The organism is Cupriavidus sp. SW-Y-13 (genome assembly GCF_009793345.1).
GTDB lineage: Bacteria > Pseudomonadota > Gammaproteobacteria > Burkholderiales > Burkholderiaceae > Cupriavidus.
In genome coordinates this window covers 819,716-838,168 of the sequence record NZ_WHLX01000002.1, presented here as the reverse complement: position 1 = coordinate 838,168, position 18,453 = coordinate 819,716, and the positions used below count along the sequence as shown (strand labels likewise).

15 protein-coding genes are annotated in these 18,453 nt (G+C 63.4%); 1 reads left to right on the top strand and 14 read right to left on the bottom strand.

All coding sequences use genetic code 11. From position 1 onward, the window contains the following. Nucleotides 1–80: 80 nt before the first annotated feature. From GA566_RS19510 to GA566_RS19485, 6 genes are all read right to left on the bottom strand, one after another. Nucleotides 81–1,256, bottom strand: a complete 1,176-nt coding sequence (locus GA566_RS19510) for a porin (RefSeq protein WP_160473749.1) — start codon at nt 1,254–1,256, stop codon at nt 81–83. 43 nt (nt 1,257–1,299) lie between these two features. Beyond that, a complete protein-coding gene (gene yddG / locus GA566_RS19505; protein WP_137925241.1) occupies nt 1,300–2,223 on the bottom strand; it encodes an aromatic amino acid DMT transporter YddG in 924 nt (307 codons plus the stop codon). A 48-nt stretch (nt 2,224–2,271) separates the two neighbouring features. Then, entirely contained in the window at nt 2,272–3,774 is a 1,503-nt protein-coding gene (locus tag GA566_RS19500; protein ID WP_160473748.1) for an aldehyde dehydrogenase, read from the bottom strand. Beyond that, nucleotides 3,774–4,682 (bottom strand): dihydrodipicolinate synthase family protein, encoded by a 909-nt coding sequence (locus GA566_RS19495; protein WP_160473747.1) that lies wholly within the window; start codon nt 4,680–4,682, stop codon nt 3,774–3,776. The genes GA566_RS19500 and GA566_RS19495 overlap by 1 nt, the downstream gene beginning before the upstream one ends. 48 nt (nt 4,683–4,730) lie before the next feature. Further along, complete coding sequence (locus tag GA566_RS19490) at nt 4,731–6,059, bottom strand: MFS transporter (protein WP_160473746.1); 1,329 nt, start codon at nt 6,057–6,059, stop codon at nt 4,731–4,733. An 86-nt stretch (nt 6,060–6,145) separates the two neighbouring features. Beyond that, on the bottom strand, nt 6,146–7,465 hold the full coding sequence (locus GA566_RS19485) for an FAD-binding oxidoreductase (protein ID WP_160473745.1): 1,320 nt from the start codon (nt 7,463–7,465) through the stop codon (nt 6,146–6,148). A 229-nt stretch (nt 7,466–7,694) separates the two neighbouring features. On the opposite strand from GA566_RS19485, the gene GA566_RS19480 reads away from it, so the two are divergent. After that, the gene (locus GA566_RS19480) at nt 7,695–8,423 is read left to right on the top strand and encodes a GntR family transcriptional regulator (protein WP_160473744.1); all 729 of its coding nucleotides are present in this window, start codon (nt 7,695–7,697) and stop codon (nt 8,421–8,423) included. Nucleotides 8,424–8,713: 290 nt separating this feature from the next. On the opposite strand, the gene GA566_RS19475 is transcribed toward GA566_RS19480, so the two are convergent. The 8 genes from GA566_RS19475 to GA566_RS19440 all read right to left on the bottom strand — a co-directional run bounded on the left by GA566_RS19475 (nt 8,714) and on the right by GA566_RS19440 (nt 18,377). Next, on the bottom strand, nt 8,714–9,424 hold the full coding sequence (locus GA566_RS19475) for a transmembrane anchor protein (protein ID WP_160473743.1): 711 nt from the start codon (nt 9,422–9,424) through the stop codon (nt 8,714–8,716). Between the two features lie 12 nt (nt 9,425–9,436). Then, nucleotides 9,437–10,111 carry a HupE/UreJ family protein gene (locus GA566_RS19470; protein ID WP_237380498.1) on the bottom strand — a complete coding sequence of 225 codons (675 nt, stop codon included), beginning with the start codon at nt 10,109–10,111 and terminating at the stop codon, nt 9,437–9,439. 103 nt (nt 10,112–10,214) lie between these two features. Further along, nucleotides 10,215–10,589 (bottom strand): hypothetical protein, encoded by a 375-nt coding sequence (locus tag GA566_RS19465; protein ID WP_160473741.1) that lies wholly within the window; start codon nt 10,587–10,589, stop codon nt 10,215–10,217. A gap of 43 nt (nt 10,590–10,632) precedes the next feature. Further along, nucleotides 10,633–11,307: a heavy metal response regulator transcription factor gene (locus GA566_RS19460; protein ID WP_137925232.1), complete on the bottom strand. Its 675-nt coding sequence runs from the start codon at nt 11,305–11,307 to the stop codon at nt 10,633–10,635. Nucleotides 11,308–11,341: 34 nt separating this feature from the next. After that, the gene (locus GA566_RS19455; RefSeq protein WP_160473740.1) at nt 11,342–12,676 is read right to left on the bottom strand and encodes an MFS transporter; all 1,335 of its coding nucleotides are present in this window, start codon (nt 12,674–12,676) and stop codon (nt 11,342–11,344) included. 24 nt (nt 12,677–12,700) lie between these two features. Next, nucleotides 12,701–15,934 carry a CusA/CzcA family heavy metal efflux RND transporter gene (locus GA566_RS19450; protein ID WP_160473739.1) on the bottom strand — a complete coding sequence of 1,078 codons (3,234 nt, stop codon included), beginning with the start codon at nt 15,932–15,934 and terminating at the stop codon, nt 12,701–12,703. Continuing rightward, on the bottom strand, nt 15,931–17,118 hold the full coding sequence (gene nccB, locus GA566_RS19445) for a nickel/cobalt/cadmium efflux RND transporter periplasmic adaptor subunit NccB (RefSeq protein WP_160473738.1): 1,188 nt from the start codon (nt 17,116–17,118) through the stop codon (nt 15,931–15,933). The genes GA566_RS19450 and nccB overlap by 4 nt, the downstream gene beginning before the upstream one ends. Next, a complete protein-coding gene (locus tag GA566_RS19440; RefSeq protein ID WP_160473737.1) occupies nt 17,115–18,377 on the bottom strand; it encodes a TolC family protein in 1,263 nt (420 codons plus the stop codon). Before GA566_RS19440 ends, nccB begins: the two co-directional genes overlap by 4 nt. Nucleotides 18,378–18,453: the final 76 nt, after the last annotated feature.

Below are 18,453 nucleotides of genomic sequence, written 5' to 3'. Positions count from 1 at the left end.
GTCCTCGGTGAGATATCAACAATTTGCACAGGAATTGATTTGCCTCCAGCAGGTGGCCCTCGAACGCAGCGAAAATCCGTTCAAAAAAAGTGCCGCAGCCCCAGCCTGAACATCACCTGGTTCTGGCCTGACGCCACGCCCGCGGCACCAACCACGTAGGCCGCATCGAGCACGCTGCCGGTCTTGTCGCCGCCCACGTGCTGGTAGACCGTCTGCACGTAGATGTCCGTGCGTTTCGAGAAGATGTAGTCCGCCATCAGCCCCACCGAGTGATAGACCGGATGCGTCTTGCCGGAGGTGGCGTCGAACGTTGCGCGCGTGTACGCGTACATCGCCCCGAACCAGTATTGCCGGGCGGGCTGGTACTTGATGTTCGCTTCGATGTTGTCGAAGCGTAGTGCACCGAGCGTGCCCGATGGCGGCGTGATGTCGCCAACGTAGGCGGAACTGCGCGGGTCCGTCACCTCCGTCCGGGCGTACGAGACACCGAACTGGAACTTGCCTGTTTCGTACGTGCCCCCTGCTCCCCAGATCCTGAGGCGGCTGCCCGGCAGGTTCTGGTCGCCGCCGTTGTTGATGGCGCCGTATGACGAGGCCGAAGGATTGTCGGCCTGCAGGTAGGCAGCGGCGAGTGTCAGCCCGTTCCTCGCGTACTGCGCGCCTGCGCTGAACACGCGATTGTTCGAGAACCTGGTGTCGTCGCTGAGGCCATACATGCCGCCAAACTTGACGCCACCCAGTTCAGGGCTGGTGTACTTGACCGTGTTGTTGACGCGAAAGGTGTTGATCAGGTTGTCGTTGTCGTACGGATGGGCAAACATATAGCCGCCCCACGTGCCGCCCGCCGTGGTCTGTGCGAGGTAGTCCACCACCGAGTCGTACTGGCGACCCAGTGTCACGGAACCCCATCGCTGCCCGGTCAAGCCCATATATGCCTGCCGACCGAACAGTGCACCGCCCTGGAAGGCGCGGCCGTTATCGACATCGAAGCCGTTTTCAAGCTGGAAGATGGCCTTGGTGCCGCCGCCGAGATCCTCGCTGCCCTTCAGCCCCCAGCGGCTGCCGTGCGGAAAGCCGCTGGCCATCGCCACCTGGCTGTGTCCGCCTACGTTGTTGGTGTAGTTGATCCCCTCGTCCAGCACGCCATACAGCGTCACTGTGCTTTGCGCCAAGACGGACGCCGAGGTGGATGCCGATATCGCGCACAGGGCTGCCTTGCACAGCCACTGGGTGCGCTTGTCTCTCTCCGATGTCATTGGGTGTTTCCTTGGGGTACGTTGCCCCCGGAATGTGAGTGGGCTATGTCGCCTGGCTCGATCCGCCAGATGGTGCGGTCCGGGCGCCCTTCCCCCGTGTGGCGAGCCAGCAGAGGATGGACCCGGCCACGACCATCGCCGCGCCCTTCCAGAATGCGAAGGACAACGGCGCGTGAAGCAACGTGGTGGCGAGTGCGGCGGACAGCACCGGGATGAAATACGACGCGCCTGCCAGCACCGCCACGTTGCCGTGCAGGATGCCGACATTCCACGCCGCATAACCAAAGCCCATCGCACAGGCGGCCAGTGCGAGATAAACCACGCCGCCGAAGGTGAAGGACATCGCCTCGCCACCCGTGAACAGGTACTTGGCCCACAGCGTCAACGCGGTCAGAATGAAGAACAGCGTGACACCGTTCTTGCCCTGTGCGATGCGTGCCGTCACGGTGCAGTAGCCCGCCCAGATCACGGCGCCGGAAAACGCCAGGCCATAGCTCAACGGGTTGTCGCGCACGTTGGCCGCCAGGCTGGCAGCGTCGAGTCCCTGATCGCCACCCAGTACCAGCGTGACGCCGAGAATGGCTACCAGAAAGCCCGGTACGATCAGCCAGTTCGCCCGTTGCCGGTTGAACAGGATCGCGGCCATCATGGTGAACGTGGGCCACAGGTAATTCACCATGCTCACTTCGATGGCCTGCCGGCCAGTGTTCGCGTAGCCAATGGAAAGCGACAGGCACAGCTCGTACGACACGAACAGCAGGCTGCCCCAGAAAAGGTATGCCCGTGGCAGCGCCTTGATCCGCACCGGCCCTACCGATATCCACAGCAGCACCGAGGCGACCGAATACATCAGGGCCGCCCCGCCTGTGGCGCCGAAACTCTCGCTGACGCCACGGATCAGGCCGACGATCGAACTCCAGAGAAGTACGGCCAAGAGTCCGATCAACGTTGCCTGTTTGCTTTGCATGACTACCTTGTGATGAAACGGTGGTTAGGGGATTGGCGGGACTACCGCTCAGTTGGCCGTGGATGGTACATCGATCCAGATCGTCTTGATCTCGGTGTACTGGTCATGTGCCCAGATCGACTTGTCACGACCACCAAAACCGGACTCCTTGTAGCCGCCGAACGGTGTGGTGATATCGCCTTCCCCGAAGCAGTTCACGGTCACCACGCCCGCGCGAATCTCGCGTGAGAGCCGGATCGCGCGGTTAAGGTGGCTCGTGTAGACCGATGCCGCCAGCCCATACACGGAGTCGTTCGCCAGCGCGATAGCCTCATCGATGTCGGTAAAGGTGGCCACCGACAGGATGGGACCGAAGATTTCCTCGCGGAACAGGCGGCTCTCCGGCGGTACGCCATCTACTACAGTCGGCTCCACGAACGATTCGCCCTTGGTGCCACCGCCGAACGTCACGTTCAGTCGCTCTGCATCGGCATGCTCGATGTACGAACGCACTTTCTGGAAGTGCGCTTCACTCACCAGCGAGCCGATACGATGCTCGGGATCGAGCGGATCGCCCATCTTCCAGTCGCGCATGTGCACACCGATGCGTGCCAGCAACTCGTCCTTGATATCGGCATGCACGATCAGCCGCGACGATGCCGAGCAGTTCTCGCCCATGTTCCAGAAGGCACCGTTGACCACGTGCTGGGCCACGGCGTCGATGTCCTCCACATCCTTGAGCACCACGGCAGGATTCTTGCCGCCGCATTCCAGCACGATGCGCTTGAGGTTGGATTCCGCCGCGTACTTGAGGAACAGCCGCCCGGTTGCGGTGGAACCCGTGAAACTGACCATCGACACGTCCATGTGCATGCCGAGCGGCTCGCCCACTTCCTTGCCGCCGCCGGGCAGCACGTTGAACACCCCCGCAGGGACGCCTGCCTGATGCGCCAGTTCGGCCACGCGCAGTGCGGTGAGCGTGGTTTCCTTGGCAGGCTTGACCACGATCGAACATCCGGCCGCGAGCGACGGACCGATCTTCCACGCCAGCATCAGCAGCGGGAAATTCCACGGCAGCACAAGCCCCACCACGCCGATCGGCTCGCGCACCACTAGCGACAACGCAGCAGAACCCACGGGCGCCGTGCTGTCATAGATCTTGTCGATCAGTTCGGCGTGCCAGCGGATCGTATGAATGGTCTCGGGAATGTCGGTGTTCTGGCATTCGCGGATCGGCTTGCCACTATCCAGGCTTTCCATCACGGCCAGTTCGTGAGCATGCGCTTCCAGCAGGTCGGCGAACTTCAGCAGCACGGCCTTGCGCTGGCCCGGTGACTGGCGATGCCAGCGGCCATCCTCGAACGCAGCCTTGGCCTTGGCCACGGCAACATCCACATCGCGCGCATCGCAGGCTGAGATTTCCGTCAAGACCTGTCCCGTTGCCGGATTGCTGGTCTGGAACGTCTTGCACGATACGGCGCGGACGAACTTTCCGTCGATGAAAGCCTGCGTCGGCAGCGTGATCTTGTCTGCAATGGCGGCGTACTCTACAGCAGTCAGGAGTTGAGCCATTACGCCTTCTCCCCGACGATGGTCGCCACCACGCGCTTGAGTTCGACGATGATCGCCTGCAGGCGGCGGCGCTCGGTGTCTTCAAGATCCTGCAGCGGTGCGCGCACACCGCCGGCTTTCAGTCCTGCCACGGTGCAGCCGTGTTTGATCGATTGCACGAACTTGCCGCCTTCCAGGAAATCCATCAGCGGCATCATGGCCGACATGATGCGGCGGCCTTTATCGAAATCCTTCTCGATCACGCAGGCTTCATACAGCGCGATGTGCTCGCGCGGAATGAAGTTGGAGCCAGCGCAGACCCAGCTACGTGCGCCCCAGGCAAAGAATTCCAGCGCCTGATCGTCCCAGCCGCACGAGATGTCGATATCGTGGAACTCGGTGGCCAGCATATGCAGTTGCGATGTCTGGCCCGAGCTTTCCTTGATGGCGACAAAGTTCTTCGAGGCCGACGTCACCGTGCGGAAGAACTCGCGCCCCATCGACACACCCATCCGACCCGGATAGTTGTAGAGCATGACCGGCAGGCCGGCGGCCTTGTCCACGGTCAGCGCGTGGATGGCGTTTTCGGCTTCGGTCGGCAGCGCATACGGCGGCGAGCCAACCAGGATGGCGTCCGCCTTGATGGCCTTTGCGCCCTTTGCGTATGCCACAGATTCTTCGGTGCGCACCGCGCCCGTGCCGACGATCAGCGGCACGCGGGTGCCAATCACTTCCTTGGCGTACGCGGCCAGCGCAAGGCGCTCTTCCGTGGTGTGCGCGTAGTACTCGCCCGTGGAGCCGCCAATGATGATGCCGTGCACGCCGGCTTCGATCAGAGACTCCAGCACATCGCCAAACGCGGCGTTGTCGATCTTGCCTTCGGTGGTCAGCGGTGTGATGGCCGGCGTGTAGATACCTTGAAACTTCATGATGCTCTCCGTAACTTCGGGAATTCGATAAAGGGAATGAGGGGTGGGTCAGCGGCTCAGCGAGGCCGCCTCCTGGAGACTCAACGAACGCGTCTCCGGTGCGAGTAACAGCGAGACCAGCAGACCGACCAGCGTGACGCCGGCAGCGGCGTACATCGTGTGGCCGATGCCGATGGTCTGCAGCGAGATCGGCACGAGCCAGGTGCCGATGGCGGCGCCAATCCGGGACAGCGACGCGCCCAGCCCCACGGCCGCCGAGCGAATCTCGGTCGGGAACAGTTCGTTGGGATAGACCAGTTGCAGCACCTGGGCTCCGCCAATGAACAGCGCATAGGCGCCGAACAACGCGAGCACCAGCATCTGGTTGCCGTCCGAGCACGCGCCCAGCCCCAGCAACGCCAGGCCCGACCACAGGAAGCTGTGGATCAGCATGCTGCGGCGGCCGATGGTGTTGATGAGTCGCGTGGCAACGATGCAGCCGACCACGAAGAGCATGGTGATGGCCACCGACCCCAGCGATGCCCACTCGCCTTTCAGGTTCAGCGCTTGCAATACGGTCGGTGCAAAGGCATAGACGGCGAACACGGGAATGACCGAGCAACTCCAGAACACCGACACGAACAGCATGCGCTTGCCGTAGCCGGAGTGCAGCAGCGACAGCAGCGATACCTTCTTCTCGGCCGCCTGCTCGGGCAGGTTGCGCAGCGAGAACGTCGGGCCGTAGACCTTGCGGATGATGCGTTCCGCCTCCGACGCCCTGCCCTTGCTCAGCAGCCAGCGCGGCGACTCGGGCGTACCCATGCGGATCACCAGCAACACCACACCGATGATGGCCGGGCTGGCCAGCACCAGGCGCCATGCATCGGCGCGCCCGGAACCGAGCAGCGCATTGCCGACGATATAGGCCAGTGCCGCACCGGCAAACCACAGGATGGTCAGCATCGCCAGACGGGGGCCGCGATACTTCTTCGGCAGGAATTCGACGAGCAGCGCGCCAGCCACCGGGTATTCGAACCCGACGCCGATACCGATCAGAAAACGCATGAAGAACAGTTCCTCGCCGGAGGTGGCCCAGTACTGGAGCACGGAGCAGAGCACGAAGATCGTCGGACCCACGAAATAAAGCTTCCTGCGGCCCAGCTTGCACGTCAGCACGCCACCGAGAAAGCCGCCGCAGAAGATGCCGATCAGCGCCGATGCCGCGACCATGCCCTGCCAGAAACTGCTCAGGTCCAGCGCGGCAGCCAGCGGCACCATGGCCACGCCGATGATGCTCAGCACATAGCCGTCCAGCAGCCAGCCGCCGCCCGAGCGGATGCATAGCAGTTGATGAAATCCATTCAGAGGAACGTCCTCGATCGATACGTTGTTTGCCACCGTTTGTCTCCTGTTTGACCGTGTCGTGCGCGGACCTGCGTTGGGTCCGGCCTTCTTCGGGTGCAGCTAATCCATGCGTGATGCGTTCAGACCTCCCTTCCCGCCCGGCGCTGGCCGAGCCACAGATTGGCGTTGACGCCCATCGACAGGAACGGCTCCGGCGGATTGCGGTTCGGTCCCGGCGACGCCAGCAGAAAGTCGATCAGTTCATTGCGCTCGCCGGCAAGGTGCTCGGCCAACAGGTGCCCCGTGACCGTGCCCCGCGTGATGCCGAGTCCGTTGCAGCACAACGCGCCAAAGACGTTGGGTGCGAGCTGGCCAAAGTGGCCCATGTGATTGCGCGAGAGCGCGAGCGAGCCGCCCCACGTGTATTCGAACTCCACACCCGGCAGCATCGGAAAGCGCCGCTCGAACGAATCGCGATGGGTTTTCACAAAGCGTTCGAGATATTTGGGATGGCTGCGGCCATCCGCGTTGTAGCTGAAGCTGTTTCGAACCAGGATGCGGTTGTCATGCGTGCGGCGCAGCGTGGTGCCGTACGGGTCGGCCGGGATCAGGCCCCAGAATTCCTTGCCGCCGAGCTGCGCCTGCTCGGCCGCCGTCAGCGGACGCGTGAGGCTGGCATAGGTGAAGACGGGCAGCATCGTGCCCTGGAGAAATCCGAAGCGCTGGCCGAAAGCATTGTTGGTCAGGATCAGCGTGTCGGCGGTGATGCTGCCGCCGCGATGCGTGAGTACGATCTTGTCGCCGTATTCCACATCGGTGATCGGCGTGTTTTCGTACAACTCCACATTGGGCGGCAAGCTGTCGGCCAGCCCTTTCACCAGCGCGGCCGGCTGGATCAGCGCGGTGCCCGGCGTAAAAAGCGCCTTCCGATAGAACGACGTGCCGATATGGCCGGGCAGGTCCGCCGCTTCGATCACGTCGTACGGCTGGCCCAGCTTGTCGAGCCCGCGCCGATACGCGTCCAGCACCGCAATGCCGCGATCCTCGATGGCCGCCTGGTACTTGCCCGACGCGCGGAACTGGCAGTCGATCCGGTACTCGTCCACCAACCCCTTGAGAATGCGCTGGCCGGTCAGGTTCAGGTTCATGCAATGCCGGGCCGTGGCGATGTCGCCGATGTAGTCGTCGGCTCCGATGTCGTGCGGGAGGTCGATCGCAAAGCCTGCATTCCGGCCGGATGAGCCGAAACCCACTTGCTGCGCATCGACCAGCACCACGGTGTCGTCCGGGAACCGGTGTGCCAACTGGCGGGCAGCGGCCAGGCCTGTGAAGCCCGCGCCGATGATCGCCCAGCGCGCGCTGGTCTTGCCGGAACGCGCCGGCATCGGCTTGCGTGCCCGGCTTAGGTGAAACCAGCCGCAGGTGGAATCGTCAGCCGGTATCGCAGTTACTTTCGTCATGTGAGCCTCACTCCTGAGCGCCTGCCTGGATGTCTCTGGCCGCGCCCTTTTTCGTGTCTATCATTTGTAGACAAAGAATATTTCTACGATAGACAAACAGCTATGAGGGTTTACGCGCGGCAAGATCAAATACGCCGCAGCGTTGCTTTCGCAGCACTTTTCAAAGGAGATGAGTGATTGGCCGGGCGGTTGGCCTAGAATGTCTACGATTGATAGACAGGGGTCTGAGATGGCAAGAACCAAGGCGGGCGCGGACGACGCGCCGATTTCCGACGCATCGGTGGATCGCAAGGCGCTGCTCGCCGACGCATTGCGCCGGCGGATCGTCAGCATGGATATGGCGCCTGGCGCAGTGGTGGACGAGCTGGCGCTGAGCGAGGAATTTGGCCTGTCACGCCCTCCGGTGCGGGAGCTGATGCGGCAGATGGCGGCCGAGGGCTATATCGAACTGGAAGCCAACCGTGCGGCGCGGGTGTCCTCGATGAACCACCAGTCGCTACGGAATTTCTTCCTGGCCGCGCCGATGATCTACATCGCCACCACGCAACTCGCCGCGACGAACGCCACCGCGCAGGAGATCGAGGAATTGAAGGCCATCCAGCGCCGCTTCCGCGAAGCCATCGAGCGGAACGACGTGGAAAACCGCGTGCTCAACAACGACCAGTTCCATCTGCAGATCGGCAAGATGGCGCACAACCCGTATTTGATGCCGAGCCTGCGCCGAATCCTGATCGACCATGCGCGGCTGGGGAAGATCTTCTACCGGCATCCCGCACCCGTCGACATGGAACTGGATCTCGGCAAGGCGGCCGACCAGCACGACGAAATCATCGAGGCCATCGCGCGCCATGATCCCGAAACGGCAGGCGACATCGTGCGTGCCCATATGGATCTCTCGCGCCGACGCATGACGGAATATGTAGCGCCGGTGGGTGTGGAGGTGCCGCTGGTTCTGTAGCTGCAATGGTGGCTGTAGCTCGCTGCCAACACCCCTCTTCCCTACGCTCCATGACAGGACGGCGATCTGCTAGCCTCGCAGGCGATTCCACGACAGCGCCGGGGGCGTTCCGGTCCATCACGAACTCCGATAAGTCATGCGGACGACGCCACGATCTGGCGATCCATGCAGACGTCGTCCCAACAAGATTGCGTCCGGATAATATCGGCGTCGATCCGCAACGTCGCGGCCGCACCAACCAGCCGGCTGGCGGGGCCGCGACGTCATGCGTCTGGAGCGCCGATCGCCGATCAGTCGACGCGTTTGATCTCCGTGTAGTCGCCCTGCGTCCACAGCGTCATCGTCACGTCCTTGTCGCCACGGTTGCGCCAATACCAGCCGTGGTTGCCGTTGAACGCTGCCTGGATGACCCCGGTGTCTTCGCCAACCTGACGGCCCTTCTTGTACGAGATGGATCGGCCACCTCCGTCGCCGTGCGCGTCGAAGTTGACGGCGGCACCATTGGCCGTCCAATCGAAATACGCCTTGTCGCCGGCCTTCATCGTGAGCTTCACTTCCGCACCTTGACCAGGACGCAGAACCAGGCTGACCTTGTCCGAACGCCCTGCTGCGGCAGCGGGCTGCGGCGCTGCTGGCGGCTGGGCAGTGGCGGCGGTAGCGCTGACTGACGCCGACGGCGCGTCGTGGGCATGCGCATCAGGCGATGCATGGTCGTGACCATGCGCCTGCTCGGGCTGCGTTCTCGGTTGCAGGCTCGCTTGCGCTGCCTTACGGTCGGCAGCCGCATCGGCCGCAGCCTCCGCTGCGAGTTGTACCTTGGTTTCCCCCATCTGCGTGAGCCCGAGAGCGCGGCCCACGCCTGTCGGGTCGATCGCATACTCCGAAGGAAGCACGATCGTGATCAGGATGGCGACTGCTGCTGCAGCAGCAATGGCGGTGGAGCGAAACAGTTGCGCGGAAGTCGGCAGCTCTGCGCGAGCCGGAATATCGGTGTTGTACATGCGTGAGAATCCTTAGGACACGAAGAGGCCGGCGAGCTGATATCCGATCAGCACAAAACCGGCGGACATCATGGCGACGTTGGCGGTGTAGGCATGGCGCAGGAAGCTGCCTGTGCGGCGCCAGTAGCCCATGACGATCAGGATGGCGGACAGCGCCAGCAACTGGCCGATCTCCACACCGACGTTGAACGCCAGCAAATTGGGGACGAGGCCATCGGGCGAGATGTCGTACTCGATGATCTTCGTCGAAAGGCCAAAGCCGTGGAAGAAGCCGAAGATCAGCGTTGCCACCCTGGTGTTGGGCTGGAACCCGAACCAGCGCTGGTAGGCGCCGAGGTTGTCCAGCGCCTTGTAGACCACGGACAGGCCGATGATTGCGTCGATGATGTAGCTGTTGATGCCGATGTTGAAATACACGCCCAGCAGCATCGTGGTGGAATGCCCGATGGCAAACAGGCTGACATACAGGCCGATGTGCCGCAGGCGGTAGAGGAAGAAGATCACACCCAGCAGGAACAGGATGTGGTCGTATCCGGTCACCATATGCTTTGCGCCCAGGTAGATGAAGGGCAGCACATGGACACCGGTGATTTCCTGTATGTAGCCCTTGTCGCCTTCGGCAACGGCGTGCGCGAACGCTGCGCCGCTCATGGCGAACAGCAGCAACGCGGCAAGGGTCACGAACATGAGGCAGCGGCGCAATAGGGGCGCGTTCCAGCCTCCGTGTGATAACGGCATTTGCATAAAACTCCGAAATTTCTGGATGTTGGGGCGGCCGCAGCGCGGCCTGTCAGGCGAGAGGGGTGTGCTGACGCGGTGGCCGCTCGATTTGCCACGGAGACCCGGGCAATCGCTGCGGCACGTGAGCGGCTCGCCAGCCGTAGTCCAGCCGGCACCGCATCGTATGCACCACCGGCGGCAGGTGCATCACGTCGTGCTGGTGATCGGATGCATCGTGCCCATGCACATGGCCGGACACGCTTTCGGTTCCGGTGTCGATGCCTGTGTCGCCATCGTGCGAATGCCCGGCAGCTACCTCCGCAGCCAGCATCTCGCGCGCGTCATGCGTGGCCGATTCGCCGCGCCACGGCGCCTTGAACATGCCGACCAGCAGCGCGATCGTGACGAGCGCCAGCAGCGTGGCGCGCCATGCAAATGGGGTCACGTGCTCGCCGGTATGACGCGATGACTTCGCAATCGGCATCCGTTCAGCCCCGATCCGGGTCGAGCACGTAGCCCATCCCGCGAATAGTATGGATCAGCCGGATGTCGAACGGATCGTCCACCTTGGCTCGCAAACGACGAATGGCTACATCCACGACGTTGGTGTTGGTTTCGAAGTTCACATCCCAGACCTGCGAGGCGATCATCGCGCGCGACAACACCTCGCCCTGCCGGCGTACCAGAAGATGAAGCAGCATGAATTCCTGGTTGGTCAGTTCGATCCATTTACCGCCGCGATACACGCGTCTGCCGAGCAGGTCGATGTCGAGATCGCGCACCTGCATGCGTTCGCAATCGCGCGCCGATGTCTGCCGCAGGCAGCGGCGCAAACGCGCGAGCAGTTCGGCAAACGCATAGGGCTTCACCAGATAGTCGTCAGCGCCCAGCTCGAACGCGCGCACGCGATCCGCAACCTCGTCGCGTGCCGACAGGAACAGTACGGGCGTATCGCGCAGCGTCTTGATGGAGCGGATGACGGCCCAGCCGTCCGCGCCCGGCAGCATGACGTCCAGGATGACGGCGTCATATTCGCCCTCCCTGAACGCATGCATGCCGTCGAGCCCATCGTTGACCACGTCGACGCTGAAGCCCGATTCCGAAAGTCCCTTGAGAAGATACTCGGCTGCCCGTACTTCATCCTCGACCACGAGCAACTTCATGCGGTCTGCTCCTTCCCCAATCCAGTCGTGAAACTCAGCGCGAGTCTGGCCAGCGCGGGTGATCGTCGTCGATGGTGAACGCGTGGCGATGGCTGGTCTCACCGGTACGGTCGCCTTCTGCAAGGTGTGCGGTATCGCCTTCTGCATGATGGTGTTCGATGATGTCGGGATCGTTGGCAGGCCAGAAGCGCCATGCGGCCAGCACACCCACCGCCGAGATCGCGGCAAGCGCGGCGAATGCTGCGGTCATGCCGAACCGCGCGCCGATCTGTCCGGCCAGCGGATACGTGATGAGCCAGCAGGCATGCGACAGCGAGAATTGCGCGGCGAACACGGCGGGACGGTCGGCGGACGTGGCGGAGCGCCGCAGCAACCGGCCGCTCGGGGTCTGCGTCATCGAGTAGCCAATACCGATGACGAACCACGTCAGCAGGAATACCGGCCACTCCACGGCGGGCGCGAATCCCGTCAGTGCAATGCCGAAGGCCAGCCCTGCCGTCATGATCGTGGCACCGGTCAGCATCGCAGGACGATCGGGACGGTCGTTGAGCAGGCGCGGCAACAACAACGCCACCAGCATCGATCCAAAGCCGAACGCGGCCAGACCGAATGGCACATCGGAAGCGGGACGCTGCAGCTTGCTCTGCACGTAGACCACCGTGTTCACGATCACCATGGAACTCGCGGCCGCTGCAGCAAGATTCAGCGACAGCAGTCCGCGCAAACGCGGCGTGCGCAGATAGATCGACATCCCGCGAAACGTCTTCGCGTAGATGCTGCCCGAACGCTCGACAGCGCGCGATTGCGGCAACCGCACGGACACCACCATTGCAGCCGAAATCAGGAAGCCGACCACCGTGCCGCCAAACAGCCAATGGAAGCTGATGACCGATAGCAGCGCCGCTGCGAGCGCCGGGCTCGCCAGGCTCTCCATGTCATAGGCGAGGCGCGACAGCGACAGTGCGCGGGTGTAGTCCTTCTCTTCCGGCAATACATCGGGAATCGTGGCCTGGAACGTCGGCGTGAATGCCGCCGATGCCGATTGCAGCAGGAAGATCAGGATGTAGATCTGCCATACCTGCGTCACGAAGGGCAGCGAGATGGCCACGCCTGCGCGAATCAGGTCCATCGACACGAGGAACGCGCGCCGGGGTAGCCGGTTCGCGAAAGCGCCCACCACGGGCGCAATCCCCACATAGGCCACCATCTTGATGGCGAGCGCCGTGCCCAGCACGCTGCCAGCATCGGCACCGGCAAGGTCATACGCCAGCAAGCCAAGCGCAACGGTTGCAAGACCAGTGCCCACCAGCGCGATGACCTGCGCAAGAAACAGATGCCGGTAAGTTCGATTGGCGAGGACTTCAAGCATCGATGTGCTCCCATGGATCCATGATTACGACTCCAGCATCGGTGCGGTATTTGGCGACTGCGATGCACGGCGCCGCAGCACCATGCCGCAGATCGCCGGCAGCACGAACAGCGTGAGCACGGTAGCCGTCACCAGCCCGCCGATCACCACCGTTGCCAGCGGCTTCTGCACCTCCGCGCCCGTACCCGTGGCAATCGCCATCGGCACAAAGCCGAGCGATGCCACCAGCGCGGTCATCAGCACAGGTCGCACACGCTCCATCGCGCCTTCGATCACGGCAGTGTTCGGCGCCATGCCGTCTTCCATCCGCTTGTGAATGGCGGAGATCAGCACCAGTCCGTTCAGCACCGCCACGCCTGACACCGCAATGAAACCAACTGCCGCCGAGATCGAGAACGGGATGCCGCGCAGCAACAGTGCGAACACGCCTCCGGCCAGCGCCAGCGGTACAGCCGTCAGCACCGTAGCAGTCAACACTGCACTGCCGATGGCGAGATACAACGCGGCAGCAATCAGCACGAAACATGCAGGAACAATGATTGCCAGCCGCTTGGTGGCGGCCTGCAGGTTCTGGAACTGGCCACCCCACTCGATCCACATTCCCGGTGGCAGCTTCACTTCCCTGGCGATACGGTCCGCCGCATCGTCGACAAAGCTACCCAGGTCTCGACCATCACCAACGTTAGCCTCGATATAGACGCGGCGCTTGCCGTTATCCCGGCTCACTTCGTTCAGGCCCTGCGTGAAGCGGAACTGCACCAGTTGGCGCAAGGGAACGGAGGCGCGCGATTGGCCATCCACCGCTGGCAGCATGACGGGCAATGCGCCGAGCACATCGAGGTTCTCGCGTTGTGCGCCGGGCAGGCGGACAACGATGTCGAAGCGACGATCACCATCGAACACCTGGCCTGCAGCCCTGCCCGCCATCGCAGCGGAAATCGTGTCGGCCACTTCCTTGACGGTCAGGCCGTAGCGTGCAATGGCGGCGCGGTCGAACACCAGATCGAAGGTGGGAAAGCCACCCGTCAACGGCACGCGCACGTCCGTTGCACCCGGCGTCTTGCGCAGCACCACCGCAATCTTTTGCGCCGTGGCGGCCAGTTCATCAAGGTTCTCGCCATAGAGCTTGACGGCTACATCGCTGCGCACGCCACCGATCAGCTCGTTGAAGCGCATCTCGATGGGCTGCGTCACGTCGTAGTTGTTGCCCACCATCGGCGCGGTCTTTTCGCGAATGCGCTCGATCACCTGCTCCTTGGTCGTGATGCCTTCCGGCCATTCGCTCTTGGGCTTCAGGATGATGTAGTTGTCAGATGCATTCGGCGGCATCGGGTCCGCAGCAAGGCTTGCCGTACCGGCCTTCGAATACACGGTCTGCACCTCGGGCAGCGTCATGACCGCGCGCTCCAGCGGCAGGTCGATTGCCACAGACTGGTCAATCGACGTGGACGGAATCCGCACCGACGACAGGTTCAGGTTCTGCTCATCGAGCGTAGGCATGAACTCGCGGCCAACGAACGTGAACGACAGCGCGGCCAGCGCCAGCACCGCAACGCCTGCGCCGATGAACGGCGCGGGGCGCGCGACGGCACGTTCCAGCCACGGCCGGTAGCGTTGCTTGGTCACCGCGATGACCTTGACCTCGGTCTCCGACACCTCCTTGCGCAGCAGCACGGCAATCATCGCGGGCACAAACGTCAGCGACAGCACGAAGGCAGAGGCCAGCGCCAGCATCAGCGTGATGACCATCGGCGAGAACATCTTGCCTTCCACGCCCTGGAAGGTCAGGCACGGCAGGAAGACCAGGAAGATGACGAGCTGGCCGTAGATCGTCGGCTTCACCATTTCGCGCGACGATGCGATGACTTCTTCAAGGCGCTCTTCCAATGTCAACAGGCGACCCTCGTGCTTCTGGCGCTCGGCCAGGCGGCGCAATGCGTTCTCGACGATGATGACGGCGCCGTCGATGATCAAGCCAAAATCCAGTGCGCCCAGGCTCATCAGGTTGCCCGAGATGTTCAGGCCGTTCATGCCGATGGCACTGATCAGCAGCGACAACGGGATCACCATCGCGGCAATCAGCGCCGCGCGCCAGTTACCCAACAGCGCGAACAGGATCACCACGACCAGCAGCGCACCCTCGGCCAGGTTCTTGGCTACCGTCTCGATCGTCGCGACCACCAGTTGCGAACGGTTCAATGTGGGCACGATCACCACGCCGGGAGGCAAGGTCTTGGTGATCTGGTCGAGTTTGTCGCCCACGGCCTGCGCCACTGTGCGGCTATTGGCGCCCACCAGCATCAGCGCGCTGCCGACCACGGTCTCCACGCCGTTGCGGCTTGCCGCACCCGAGCGCAGTTCGCCGCCGATATTGACGTTGGCCACCTGACCCACCGTGATCGGCACGCCTTGCCGCTGCGCCACCACGGCGCGTGCGATCTCGTCCGCCGTCTTGATACGGGCATCGGCGCGCACCAGATACGACTCGCCGGAGCGGCGGATGAAGTTGGCGCCGACGGACAGGTTGGCATCCTCCAGCGCCTGGCCCAGCTCCGAGTACGAGATCCCGTAAGCCGCCATCTTTGCCGTATCGGGCTCCACTACGAACTGCTTGACGTAGCCTCCGAGCGAATCGACGTCCGCCACGCCCGGCGTGGTGCGCAGTTGCGGCCGGATGATCCAGTCCTGCACCGTGCGCAGGTAGGCCAGCTTCGACACGCGATCCGACAGACGTTCGCCACGGTCAGTAAGGAAACTGCCATCGCTTTGCCACCCGGGTTCGCCATCCTTCACGGTGGCACCCTTGCCATCAGGGAACTGGTACTCGACGCTGTAGTGAAAGACTTCGCCCAGCCCCGTAGACACCGGACCCATCTGCGGCTCCACACCGTCCGGCAGATTGGGTCGCGCCTGTGCCAGCCGCTCAGTGACCTGCTGGCGCATGAAGTAGAGGTTGGCGCTTTCCTTGAAGATCACCGTCACCTGGCTGAAGCCATTGCGGGAGAGCGAGCGCGTGTTCTCCACGCCGTTCAGGCCGGCAATGGCAGTCTCGATGGGGTACGTCACGCGTTTTTCCACTTCAACGGGACTCAGCGTCGGTACCACGGTGTTGATCTGCACCTGCTTGTTCGTGATGTCCGGCGTTACGTCGATGGGCAGCAGGTTGAGCTGCCATGCGCCGAACACGCCCACTACAGCGGTCAGGAACAGCACGAGCCACCGGAAGCGGACGGCGCCGCTCAGGATGCTTTCGATCATTCGTCGTCCCCGCCGGCCTTGTTCATTTCTGCCTTGATCAAGAACGCATTGCGCGTAGCCACCTGCTCACCGGCGCGCACGCCCGACAGGATCTGCGCCACACCGCCGCTACGTGTTCCCACCAGTACGGACTTCGGACGGAAGCCCTGCTGCGTGCGCACAAAGACCACATCGCGGCCATCGAGATTCTGCACGGCGTCTTCGGGCACCGACATCGCATTCATATCGGCAGCCTTGGTATGCAGACGCACCTGCACCCCTTCACCCACGATCAGGCCGTTGTTCGCATCCACTGGCGTCACCACCACCGTGGCGGCGCGAGCACTGCCGGAGACCGTCGGCGTGACGGCCTGCACGCGGCCAGCCAGCGGCGCACCGTTGGCCAGCACGATGGTTGCGTCGCTGCCGGCGGCAATGCGGCTGGTGTCGGCGGCAGTCACATACGCTTCGACTTGCACGGCACCCGATCCGGCCACGCGGAATAACTCAGCCTGAGGTGCAACATAAGCGCCGAGGGTGACCGCCTGCGCAGTGATCTTGCCGGCGATGGGACTGACGACGGCCACCGAGCGACCATCGCTCGATACCTTGGCAGCCTGCGCCACCGTTGCCGCGCGTTGCACCTCGGCCTGCGCCACATCCAGCGCCATGCGCGCAGCTTCCATCTCCTGGCGGGGCGTCACGCCTTGCTGGAACAGGCTCGATTCGCGTTCGTACGTCTTGCGTGCGAGATCCGCGCGGGCCTGCGCCACCTTGCGCTCGGCAGCCATGGCGGCGGCCTCGGGGCTATCCACGAGTGCGAGCACGTCGCCGGCTCGCACGGCATCGCCAAGCTTGCGCTGGATGCGCAGTACCGCACCCGCAGCACGCGAGACGATGACGGCTTCGCTGCCGGGCATCGCAGACACTGTCGCCGGCGCCAGCAGCTCCGAACCGACACCTCCGGCCGATACCGGCTCTACAGCGATATTGGCCGCAGCAAGATACTCGCCGGGAATCTTCACTTCGGCAGGTTCGGCGGCCGGAGCCGAAGCGGCGACCTTCTCCGGTGCAGCAGCCGCCTTGCCGGACTCGGCACCCGAACCCAGGCCGCGCGCCACGCCAAAGCCAACCAGTGCCGCTGCGGCGGCAACTCCGGCGATCATGGGCCAGCTCGGTTGCCGGCGCTCGTTCTTCGTCATCATCGTGCTTCCTCAAATGCCAGACGGCCGTCCGCCTGCGCCATCGCCGCCAGCGCGCGCACGCGGGCCAGTCGGGCATCAATCGTCAATTGCCGCGCTTCCACCAGTGCGCGCCGTACGGCAAGCAGTTCCACGAGCGGGGTCTTGCCGGAGTCGTATCCAATGCGCCCGAGCCGATAGGCTTCCGAGGCAGCCTGCTCGCCTACGGCTGCAGCGGCAAGCTGCTGGTCAGTGGCCATGGCCTGCGAGATCGCCGAGCGGCGTGCCGCCACGGCCTCAAGTCTCGCGTTGTCGAGTCGGGCCTGTGCCGCCGATACACGCTCGACGGCTGCGTTCACGCCATAGCGGTTTTGATCGAACAACGGAATCGATGCGGTCACGCCAACGACATACCCGCTGGCATTGGTCCAGCCATAGCGGCGCACACCCGCGCTCAGCGCGATATCGGGAATCCAGCGTTTGCGTTCGACATCGACCTGAGCGTCCAACGCATTGCGTTCGGCTTCGGCTGCCAGCACGCTGGAGGAATCGGCCGCTGGCAAGCTTTGATTGGGTAGCGACGGCTTCACGGACAGCAGCGAACTGGTAAGGCTGGTATAGGGTTCGGTAGCGCCCGTTATGGCGGACAATCGCGCGAGCGCTTGTGTCGCATCGTTTTGCGCGGCGGCTTCCGCAGCCTGCGCAGCCGAGACACTGGCCTGCGCCTGCGCGGTGCGCAACGAGGCTTCCTTGCCCGATTCCACCAGCGCGCGCGCCGCCTTCAGTTCATCGTTGGCGCGTCCGAGGTTTTCGGAGGCCAGCGTCTTGCGCGCGAGCATGGCTTCCGCCGATGCATACGCGACAGCCAGTTCCGCCGAGTAGGCGACCTGGATTTGCCGCTCTCGCGCCTGCGCGGCAGCGAAATTTCGCTCGCCCACTGCAATGCGTGCGCCGCGTTTTCCGCCGATTTCCAGCGGCTGGCTCAGTGTGTAGGTGTTTTGACGTTGGCTCGAGCCATCCGCAGCAGGCGCGCCGAGATTCTCGATCACCGTGTCGATACGCGGATTGAGCCATGCGCGGGCCTGCGCAGCGTCAGCACCTGCAGCGCGTACCGTGGCCGCTTGTGCAGCCATGGTCGGTGCGAATGCCAGAGACTGCCGCAGAAGATCGGCATAAGGCGGGGCTTCCGCTGCATGGACTGTTGCTGCCGCCATCAACATCAGCGCGGCAGCGGCACCCGCCTGTCGCGCGATCGTGGGTAATGAGAAGGTCACCTGATTCATTGCGAGAAAAGATGAAGCCGAAATTGGCTGCTCCACTTTTCAATACGGCGCCCGATGCAAGGCCCCCTCGCAATGC